Consider the following 9,646-nt stretch of genomic DNA (forward strand, 5'->3'; position numbering starts at 1 on the left):
ACACATAACAAGGAAACAGCGGCTCTTCGACTTTTTGTCTTTTCCCGCGCAAAATCTTCTCAACTTCTACAGTTGGATAAAAGCACTCTACACCTTGGTTTTCAAGGTGCTGTTTCGCCCTAACCTGCTCCCCACGTTTACAATAAAGTAGATACCAACGTTTCATCTTTTTTACTAGCCAATTCTATTTTGTTTTTATCCTAGCATTAAGCCCAAGTTGAGTCATTGACATTCAGTTTATCTATAAAAGTATGATTATACATCGATCGCATTAACGATATCTTTTCAAAAGCTTACATGAAGAAGTCCATAGACAAAAATGGAAATTAAGTTTGTAACACAGCCAACACACCATCATATCATCTGTAAATCCACTAAAAAACAGTCACTTAACAAACAACTTTAGTCGTAATGCAAAATTTTATTGTTTGTCACTCATTAAATTGCAATGTATACGTAGAAGTCGTTAAAAAATGTAATAACTATTATTAGAAGAGCTTATGTCAAACCAACATCAATATTTCGGCCATCCTCGTGGCTTGTTCTTATTGTTCGGTACTGAACTGTGGGAACGCTTTTCTTACTACGCAATGCGCGCCATTCTAGTACTTTACCTTACAGATACAACGATGAATGGCGGCCTTGGCTGGTCAACCAAAGACGCACTAGACCTATACGGTATTTATACTGGTCTTGTGTATATCACACCTCTCATCGGAGGTTACTTAGCGGATAACTATCTAGGTCAACGCCGTTCAATTTTGCTTGGTGGCGCGTTAATGGCTATCGGCCAGTTTACACTCGCACTTCCTGCTGACGCTCTGGGTATTGGTTCGCTACACAGTTTCTATTTAGGTCTTGGTCTGCTTATCACTGGTAACGGCCTCTTTAAGCCGAATATCTCAACCATGGTTGGCGATTTATATAAAGAGGGTGACAACCGTCGTGACGGCGCATTCACTATCTTTTATATGGGTATCAACTTAGGTGCGTTACTTGCCGGCGTCGTTTCTGGCTCTGTGACAACCTCTTACGGTTGGAAAGCAGGCTTTGTTGCCGCTGGTGTGGGTATGCTGGTTAGCCTAGTGATGCAAATGGTACTGGCTCAGTCTTGGCTTGGTGACATTGGCCGCGAACCGGCGGCGAAACGAGATCTAAACAACAAAAACTCAACCACGAAGCAGCCACTCACCAAAGAAGAAGTGAATCGACTAAAAGTAATTCTGGTCATGAGCTTATTCACTATTGTCTTCTGGGCAGGCTTTGAACAAGCTGGTGGTCTGATGAACATCTACACTCAACAATATACTGATCGCATGATTGGTGGTTTTGAAGTTCCTGCTGCGTGGTTCCAATCACTAAACCCATTTTTCATTATTACTCTAGCGCCAGTTCTGGCTGTCCTTTGGGTAAAATTAGGTAAACGAGAACCCACTTCGCCAGTGAAATTTGCGATGGCACTATTTTTCTTGGCAATTGGCTTCCTATGTATGGTTGGCGCAGTGCTAGAACAAGGTGGAGACACAACGGTAAAAACATCAATGTTGTGGCTCGTGGGAGCTTTCTTCTTCCATACATTGGGCGAACTGTGCTTATCTCCAATTGGTCTTTCACTGGTGACCAAGTTAGCACCGCTTCGCTTAGCTTCACTCATGATGGGTGCATGGTTTGGCTGTAATGCGATTGCAAACTACGTTGCGGGCTATGTGGGATCTCACGTAGGAGAATTGGGCGCAATGGCTATCTTTAGTGGCATTGCCGTCAGCGCTACCGTGAGTGGTATCATCCTACTTCTATTCTCGAATACGCTCGTTCGCTGGATGCATGGTGCAGAGAATACTCACAGCACAGCAGAACAAGTCGAAGAGCAGCAAGTACAAGTCGCTTAATCGCTCTACAAAAAGGGTCGCTTTTGCGACCCTTTTTGTACCTAAAGCTTAGAGTGAACTAACTCAGCCATCATTTCTATATGAAGCTCACTATCGTTCAAACAAGGAATGTAGGTAAAGTTTTCACCACCTGCTTCAAGGAAAATCTCTTTACACTCTTCCGAGATTTCTTCCAACGTTTCTAAACAATCCGAAGAGAATGCTGGTGTCACTACATTGATATTTTTTACCCCTTTTGCAGGAAGTGCCTCTAGGGTTTTATCGGTATAGGGCTGTAACCACTCTTCTCGGCCAAATCGAGACTGATACGTCATACCTATCTGTTGCTCGTTTAACCCTAACGCTTCAGCGAGTAAGCGAGTCGTCTCTTCACAGTGCTGAGGGTAAACATCTCCATTATCAGCGTAACGTTTTGGAATACCGTGATAAGAACATAGCAAGTAGTCTCCCTTACCATACTCTTGCCAATGTTCACGAACTGAATGCGCTAACGCTTCAATGTATTTCGGGTGATTGTAGTAATCCCGAATAAAGCTAAAGCCCGGCATCACGGGCAGGTTTTTAAACGCTTTAGTTATTCCGTCAGAAACCGCTGCCGTTGTTGTGCCCGAGTATTGCGGATACAAAGGTAAAACGATGACTTCCTCTACCCCTTTAGCCAACAGCGCTTCAAAACCTGATTGCAAACTTGGATTTCCATAAGTCATGCCAAGTTCGACTGGCATATCAAGCTTTTGAGCCAACTTTTCTGTTTGACGCTTAGAGTACACCATCAGTGGCGAGCCCTCTTCCATCCAAACTGATTGGTAGAGTTTAGCAACCTTGGGAGCTCGGATTGGAAGGATAACGCCGTGCAATAGCGGACACCAAAGCCATCGAGTCATATCTACCACTCGGTGATCATGAAGAAACTGACTTAAAAAGCGCTTTACGGCAGGAGCGGTTGGTGCGTCAGGAGTACCCAGGTTCACGAGGAGTACACCCTGTTTATTATTCTCTTTCATAACATCCTATTCATGGTAAACGGCTTGGTTCATATACTTAAATAGCCTCAAAGTGCTGCATCGCTGCAGCTTGAAGTTATTTAGATATATGTTTACGAGTAAACTAAAAAAGCGACCACTTGGGTCGCTTTCAATATATCAAAATATTAATTTTTTGACTTCAGTAAATTAAGAGAGTGCTTTCTCGATATCTGCACTAACTTCAGCTACTTGCTTAGTACCATCAAACTTAAGGTACTTAGTGTTGCCTGCTTCAGCTTCTTTACCGTAGTAGTTGATTAGTGGTGCAGTTTGCTCGTGGTAAACACCTAGACGTGCACGTACAGTTTCTTCTTTGTCGTCATCACGAACAACAAGATCTTCACCAGTTACGTCATCTTTACCTTCCACTTTAGGTGGGTTGTAAACAACGTGGTAAGTACGACCAGAAGGAAGGTGAGCACGACGACCTGCCATACGCTCAACAATCACATCGTCAGCAACGTCAAATTCGATAACGTAGTCTACATCAACGCCCATTTCTTTTAGGCCGTCAGCTTGAGGAATAGTACGAGGGAAACCATCCAGTAGGAAACCGTTTGCACAGTCTTCTTGAGCGATACGCTCTTTGATAAGACCAAGGATGATTTCATCAGAAACTAGCTGACCAGCGTCGATAACAGCTTTAGCTTGTTTACCAAGCTCTGTACCTGCTTTGATAGCAGCACGAAGCATATCACCAGTAGAGATTTGTGGAATACCGTATTTTTCCATGATGAAGTTTGCTTGTGTGCCTTTACCTGCACCTGGAGCACCTAGAAGAATGATGCGCATGATTTATCCTCTTTAATATTTAAGATTTATACCGAAGCTCACAATAGCTGGGCTTCTTAGACATCAAACCCGAGAAGCACTCGCAACGATAAGTTTCGGTATAACGTATATAGGCGAGCAAAAATACACGCCTTATTACTCACATTCAAGTCGCAGATTCTATCACAGGTTCACCGCGCAAAGAGTGTATTAAGACTAAAGAATGTTAACGATACCCTCTTTCACGCCCTATTGATTATTAACTCAACACCTGAGATGCAAAATTTTGCGACAACAAACAAAAAGCTCGCGAAATGCGAGCTTTTTGATGTACTGAGGTTATTACACCTTAGTCAAAAGTTTATTAACAGCTCCTAAGAACTCCGTTGGGTCCTCAATTGAGCCTCGCTCTGCAAGCATTGCTTGACCAAGCAGGACTTCTACCCAACGACCAAATGCCTCTTCATCCGCTTCGTCAGCCATGCGCTTAACCAGCTCGTGCTCAGGGTTTAGCTCAAAGATGTACTTCACTTCTGGCACTGCCTGACCCGCCGCTGCAAGAAGCTTCGCCATTTGAGTGCCCATTTCGTAGTCGTCCGTTACCACAACAGCAGGTGTAGACGCGAGTTTAAAGGTCGTACGGACTTCTTTCACACGATCGCCTAGGTAAGACTTCGTGCGTTCTACAACCGACTTAAACTCTTCTTCAGTTTCTTTCTGCTTCTCTTTTTCTGCTTCATCTTCAAACTGACTTAGATCGAGCCCAGCTTTTGTGATTGACTGGAACTGCTTGCCGTCAAACTCAGTTAAGTAGTTCATCAGCCACTCATCAATGCGATCGTACATCAAGATAACTTCAATGCCTTTCGCTTTGAACTGCTCTAAGTGAGGGCTGTTTTTCGCAGCTGCATAGCTGTCTGCCGTCAAGTAGTAGATCTTATCTTGACCTTCTTTCATGCGCTCAACGTAAGCAGCTAGACCCACGGTTTGCTCCGCAGAATCCACTTCAGTTGAAGCAAAGCGCAATAGGCCTGCAACTTTCTCTTTGTTTGCAAAGTCTTCTGCCGGACCCTCTTTCATCACAAGGCCAAACTCTTTCCAGAATGATTGGTATTTCTCTTCATCATTCTTAGCCATGCGCTCTAACATCGTTAGCACACGCTTAGTACAAGCATTACGTAGAGACTGAGTCACTTTGTTATCTTGTAAGATCTCACGCGATACGTTGAGTGGCAGATCATTGGAGTCTATTAAACCACGTACAAAACGTAGGTAAGACGGCATGAACTGCTCTGCATCGTCCATAATGAACACGCGTTGTACGTACAGTTTCAAGCCTGATTTGTGGTCGCGGTTCATCATATCCCATGGCGCTTTAGATGGGATGTAAAGCAAGCTCGTGTAATCGTTTTTCCCTTCTACACGGTTATGGCTCCAAACCAATGGTTCGGCAAAGTCATGTGATACGTGCTTGTAGAACTCTTGATACTCTTCATCTGAGATATCCGATTTATTACGCGTCCACAGTGCTTGGGCTTTGTTGATTTGCTCCCACTTCTTCTCATCCGTTTCTTTGCCTTCGTCATCTCGAACAACAGTTTGGATGGAAACTGGGATGCCAATGTGATCCGAGTACTTGCTGATCACATCACGTAGACGCCATTCATTTAGGAACTCTTTACCTTCTTCACGCATGTGAAGAATGATATCAGTACCACGCGATTCTTTAGTGATGTTTTCGATGGTGTACTCACCTTCACCGGCTGAGTGCCATTGTACTGCTTCATCAGCGGCTAGGCCCGCAGCACGAGTGCGTACGGTGACGGCATCAGCAACGATAAACGCAGAGTAGAAGCCAACACCAAACTGACCAATAAGCTGAGAGTCTTTGCTCTGCTCTTCAGACAGCTTTGAGAAAAACTCCGCGGTCCCGGATTTTGCGATCGTACCTAAGTGCTCAATCACATCATCGCGGCTCATACCGATACCGTTATCAGAAATGGTTAAGGTATTTGCGCTTTCATCAAACGACAGTTTCACGCAAAGGTCTGCATTACCTTCATATAAGTCTGGGTTAGATAGCGCTTGGAAGCGCAGCTTGTCCGATGCATCTGATGCGTTAGAAATCAGCTCGCGCAAAAAGATCTCTTTATTTGAATAAAGAGAATGGATCATTAAATGCAGTAGTTGTTTTACTTCTGATTGAAAACCACGAGTTTCTTTGTTTTGAGATACGGTTTCGCTCATGTGTGCTCCATAACATCTAAACTAATTGGCTTTTTCATGAAGATAAGTTTGTGACTTTCCCCTTGAAATTACCTTACTGAGATGTCATTTAACATGTGGCTGACAAATGTAAATTCAAGGTCAATATTGCTAAAAACGGTGTTTTTTTAGAAAAATTTAATTATCCTACCAGCCTAAAAGCATCTAAAATGTCGTGCGCACTCCATGCGCTTCGGTAATTTTGTGACATAAATCACTATAATTACAACATCATCCATCTAAGAAGAACTAAATGACTAACATCGGCACCAAATTTCTACTTGCTCAAAGGTTCACCTTTGATCCAAATAGTAATTCGCTCGCTGACCAACAAAACGGCAACGACGTTGTACGATTAGGAAGCAACGAAAGCCGTATACTTCTGATGTTGGCAGAGAGACCAAACGAAGTTTTAACCCGTAACGAGCTTCACGAGTTTGTTTGGCGTGAGCAAGGTTTTGAGGTGGATGACTCAAGCCTGACTCAAGCGATCTCTACTCTGCGTAAGATGTTGAAGGACTCAACAAAATCTCCAGAGTTTGTTAAAACGGTTCCTAAACGCGGTTATCAACTCATTTGTTCAGTGGAACGCTTAAGCCCATTATCTGCTGACTCTAATACTGACGTTGAAGAAGCCACTTCTGAAAATGAAGCGCACGCTGCGGAAATAGAAACAAGTGACGCGCCGTCAACAGAAGCGGCGGCAGACACCACGACTGAAGTAGAGCCTCAAGTAGAACTACCTAAGGCACAGCCAAAACCAGCAGCTAACACTAATAACTGGCTGCCGCGTATGATCGTTCTTTTGTCTCTGCTGCTTCCTATTTGTGTATTGCTCTTCACCAATCCTGCAGAATCCCAATTCCGTCAGATTGGTGAGTATCAAAATGTACCTGTGATGACGCCAGTGAACCACCCGCAAATCAATAGTTGGTTGCCGTCCATTGAGCAGTGCATTGAACGCTACGTAAAATACCATGCAGAAGATTCAATGCCGGTAGAAGTCATTGCTACAGGTGGCCAGAACAATCAGCTGATTCTGAACTACATTCACGACAGTCAACATTCATATGAGAACGTGACATTGCGTATTTTCGCTGGTCAAAATGACCCAACCGATATCTGTAAATAAGGAGGCCAGAATGAAGATAAAATTAGCATCTGCGGTTTTGGCCGTATCCGTTCTTTTCAGTGGTTGGTTATATTGGGGTAGCGACCTAAAAGTGGAACAGGTCCTCACTGCCAATGAGTGGCAGTCAACCATGGTGACGGTTATTACAGACAGCTTGCCTGACGATACTGTCGGCCCACTACGCCGAGTTAATGTTGAATCAAACGTAAAATATCTCCCTAATGGTGACTATATTCGCGTAGCAAATATAAAACTATTCGCTCAAGGTTCAACCGCAGAATCAACGATAAATATCTCGGAAAAAGGCCGCTGGGAAGTAAGTGACAACTATTTGTTGGTCTCGCCTTCGGAGTTTAAAGATATTTCATCTTCTCAATCAAAAGACTTTTCCGAAGCACAGCTACGTTTGATTACTCAAATTTTTAAGCTAGATGCGGAGCAAAGTCGTCGTATTGACGTCGTGAACGAAAAAACACTATTGCTCACTAGCTTGAACCACGGTTCTTCGGTACTGTTTAAAAACTAATTTTGATTGGATGATAAGGGGGCAAGACGCCCCCTTTGTTTTGCTTATGGATTGGCTAGATACCCTTACCCTTTTTTTCGGTTCACTAATCGCCAACACGCTGGCTTCACTTTCTGGTGGCGGAGCAGGCTTGCTTCAATTCCCTTTACTCATCTTTCTCGGCTTACCGTTCTCCGTTGCGCTAGGCACACATAAGGTGGCTTCGGTCGCTTTAGGCTTAGGCGCAGCAAGCACGCATTTAAGATCAGGCACTATTAAATGGAAAATCGCGCTCTACCTTATCTTGTCCGGTAGTATTGGTGTGATTTTAGGGGCTAACTTAATTGTACAGATCCCTGATGGTATCGCGGAAAAGATGCTCGGTACGATGATCCTAGCGCTAGGTATCTACTCGCGATTTAAGACATCGCTAGGCCAAGCTGAAGTAATACGTAACCGTCATCCTATCGGTTGGGTTATTGGTGGAATTGGCTTACTGTTTATCGGCATCATTAACGGATCTCTTACCGCAGGTTCTGGTTTGCTCGTGACACTATTTTTGGTGCGCTGGTTTGGTTACGACTACAAACAAGCCGTTGCTTACACCATGATTTGTGTCGGCCTGTTTTGGAATGGCATTGGAGGCATTGCCGTCGTACAGGCAGGGGCCCCTATTCACTGGGCTTGGTTACCTGTTTTATTGTTAAGCTCTTTTCTAGGCGGCAGTTTAGGCGCATGGGCCGCGACTCGATACAGTAACAGAGTGATTAAAGTTGCATTCGAAATTCTCACGTTTGCCGTGGGCATCAAGTTGCTGGTTTAAAAAGATTAAAAGGAAAGTTTCATGGATAAAGCAATCATTGATATTTATTACTGCCGCCAATGCAACTGGATGTTGCGTTCAACTTGGCTATCGCAAGAATTACTGCATACTTTTAGCGAAGAAATAGAAACAATCAGCTTACACCCGGACACAGGTGGTCGCTTCGAAATTTTCTGTAATGGCCAGCAAATTTGGGAACGGAAAAAAGACAGCGGCTTTCCTGAAGCCAAGGTGCTAAAACAGCGCGTTAGAGACATTATCGACCCAGAACGCGATTTAGGACATTCAGACACAAAATAGGGAGCAATTCGCTCCCTATTTTTTACTTAGTAAAACCGTTAAATCATGGTTTGTGCTAAGACTTCGCCTCCTGGCGTTTTTACCGTTAGCGTATTGTCTTCTAAAGTACCAAAGCTTCTTGGTAAACCATTACGTGGAAATGTCATCGAGCCTGGGTTAAATATAATGGCTCCATCTTGCATCTCTGCGACAGGAACATGCGTATGACCGTGGGCGATGATATCACCTTCACGCAGTGGCGGCCGTTTTTCAGAGTTGTACAAGTGACCATGAGTCAAAAAGATTCTCTTGCCAGATTCAAGTAGCACCCACGAGTAATCCATCATCATTGGAAACTTCAATAACATTTGGTCCACTTCACTATCGCAGTTACCACGCACAGATATAATTTGATCACTGTATTGGTTCAATAGCTCCGCCACCTGCGGTGGGTTGTAACCTTCTGGAATCGGGTTTCTTGGCCCGTGGTTTAGCGTATCCCCCAACAAAATCAGGTGCTCCGCACCAGAGGCTAAAAATAGCTCAATAGTTTCTTTAGTTGCTGGCAAAGAGCCATGCAGATCTGAGGCAAAAAATAGTTTCACGACATCGTCTCCTCACAAAGTACGAGGTCATTCTACGGCATTTTTATGACAGCTCAACCAACGACTACTGATAGCGCAATGATTCAATGACCATAGGCAAAATATAGAACCATGCGGCATACGCAGTTCCAACCAACACCAGTATCCAAAACACCATCGACATAAATTTTGACTTAGCTAGGTGGTGCAGCGGGTCTGGCTCTCCGCATCCTGGACATGCGTGAGCGCGCTTTGAGATTTGTTTCTCACACACAGGGCAAGAGACTAAAGGCATGATACAAATTCCTCGACAATAGACTTAGGGCGCAAAGAATAATGGTGAATTAACACATATGCAACCTAACATATATTA

11 protein-coding genes are annotated in these 9,646 nt (G+C 43.9%); 5 read left to right on the forward strand and 6 right to left on the reverse strand.

Annotated features, from left to right (window positions below; all coding sequences use genetic code 11):
* On the reverse strand, positions 1-166 hold a 166-nt coding region (locus tag CAG69_RS13330; RefSeq protein WP_272925889.1), incomplete at its 3' end, for a transcription termination/antitermination NusG family protein.
* A gap of 334 nt (positions 167-500) precedes the next feature.
* Here CAG69_RS13330 and CAG69_RS13335 point away from each other — a divergent pair.
* Positions 501-1,889, forward strand: a complete 1,389-nt coding sequence (locus tag CAG69_RS13335; RefSeq protein WP_161444618.1) for a peptide MFS transporter — start codon at positions 501-503, stop codon at positions 1,887-1,889.
* Positions 1,890-1,930: 41 nt separating this feature from the next.
* On the opposite strand, the gene hemH is transcribed toward CAG69_RS13335, so the two are convergent.
* The 3 genes from hemH to htpG form a co-directional block, all read right to left on the reverse strand.
* Positions 1,931-2,893 carry a ferrochelatase gene (hemH, locus tag CAG69_RS13340; RefSeq protein WP_104974378.1) on the reverse strand — a complete coding sequence of 321 codons (963 nt, stop codon included), beginning with the start codon at positions 2,891-2,893 and terminating at the stop codon, positions 1,931-1,933.
* 168 nt (positions 2,894-3,061) lie between these two features.
* On the reverse strand, positions 3,062-3,706 hold the full coding sequence (gene adk, locus CAG69_RS13345; protein ID WP_005393061.1) for an adenylate kinase: 645 nt from the start codon (positions 3,704-3,706) through the stop codon (positions 3,062-3,064).
* A gap of 321 nt (positions 3,707-4,027) precedes the next feature.
* A complete protein-coding gene (gene htpG / locus CAG69_RS13350; RefSeq protein ID WP_161444620.1) occupies positions 4,028-5,932 on the reverse strand; it encodes a molecular chaperone HtpG in 1,905 nt (634 codons plus the stop codon).
* Between the two features lie 271 nt (positions 5,933-6,203).
* Between htpG and CAG69_RS13355 the strand changes: the two genes are divergently transcribed.
* From CAG69_RS13355 to CAG69_RS13370, 4 genes are read left to right on the forward strand one after another with little or no spacing between them, the layout of a single operon-like run.
* Entirely contained in the window at positions 6,204-7,082 is an 879-nt protein-coding gene (locus CAG69_RS13355) for a transcriptional regulator (protein WP_005393065.1), read from the forward strand.
* Between the two features lie 10 nt (positions 7,083-7,092).
* Positions 7,093-7,608, forward strand: a complete 516-nt coding sequence (toxS, locus tag CAG69_RS13360; protein WP_161444622.1) for a transmembrane regulator ToxS — start codon at positions 7,093-7,095, stop codon at positions 7,606-7,608.
* Between the two features lie 46 nt (positions 7,609-7,654).
* Positions 7,655-8,410 carry a sulfite exporter TauE/SafE family protein gene (locus CAG69_RS13365; protein ID WP_025766993.1) on the forward strand — a complete coding sequence of 252 codons (756 nt, stop codon included), beginning with the start codon at positions 7,655-7,657 and terminating at the stop codon, positions 8,408-8,410.
* Positions 8,411-8,431: 21 nt separating this feature from the next.
* Positions 8,432-8,710: a SelT/SelW/SelH family protein gene (locus CAG69_RS13370; protein ID WP_005382088.1), complete on the forward strand. Its 279-nt coding sequence runs from the start codon at positions 8,432-8,434 to the stop codon at positions 8,708-8,710.
* Between the two features lie 38 nt (positions 8,711-8,748).
* On the opposite strand, the gene yfcE is transcribed toward CAG69_RS13370, so the two are convergent.
* Both yfcE and CAG69_RS13380 read right to left on the reverse strand, forming a co-directional pair.
* Entirely contained in the window at positions 8,749-9,294 is a 546-nt protein-coding gene (gene yfcE / locus CAG69_RS13375) for a phosphodiesterase (RefSeq protein ID WP_161444624.1), read from the reverse strand.
* 64 nt (positions 9,295-9,358) lie between these two features.
* On the reverse strand, positions 9,359-9,568 hold the full coding sequence (locus CAG69_RS13380; protein ID WP_005393073.1) for a hypothetical protein: 210 nt from the start codon (positions 9,566-9,568) through the stop codon (positions 9,359-9,361).
* Positions 9,569-9,646 lie beyond the last annotated feature (78 nt).

The sequence above is a fragment of the Vibrio sp. V43_P6S15P86 genome (assembly GCF_009904725.1).
GTDB lineage: Bacteria > Pseudomonadota > Gammaproteobacteria > Enterobacterales > Vibrionaceae > Vibrio > Vibrio diabolicus.

Excerpts from the sequence above, each read along its gene's own strand:
- CAG69_RS13370 (WP_005382088.1), top strand. The coding sequence starts at position 8,432 with ATGGATAAAGCAATCATTGATATTTATTACTGCCGCCAATGCAACTGG.
- CAG69_RS13335 (WP_161444618.1), top strand. The coding sequence starts at position 501 with ATGTCAAACCAACATCAATATTTCGGCCATCCTCGTGGCTTGTTCTTA.
- CAG69_RS13380 (WP_005393073.1), bottom strand. The coding sequence starts at position 9,568 with ATGCCTTTAGTCTCTTGCCCTGTGTGTGAGAAACAAATCTCAAAGCGC.
- adk (WP_005393061.1), bottom strand. The coding sequence starts at position 3,706 with ATGCGCATCATTCTTCTAGGTGCTCCAGGTGCAGGTAAAGGCACACAA.
- toxS (WP_161444622.1), top strand. The coding sequence starts at position 7,093 with ATGAAGATAAAATTAGCATCTGCGGTTTTGGCCGTATCCGTTCTTTTC.
- CAG69_RS13365 (WP_025766993.1), top strand. The coding sequence starts at position 7,655 with ATGGATTGGCTAGATACCCTTACCCTTTTTTTCGGTTCACTAATCGCC.
- hemH (WP_104974378.1), bottom strand. The coding sequence starts at position 2,893 with ATGAAAGAGAATAATAAACAGGGTGTACTCCTCGTGAACCTGGGTACT.
- htpG (WP_161444620.1), bottom strand. The coding sequence starts at position 5,932 with ATGAGCGAAACCGTATCTCAAAACAAAGAAACTCGTGGTTTTCAATCA.
- CAG69_RS13355 (WP_005393065.1), top strand. The coding sequence starts at position 6,204 with ATGACTAACATCGGCACCAAATTTCTACTTGCTCAAAGGTTCACCTTT.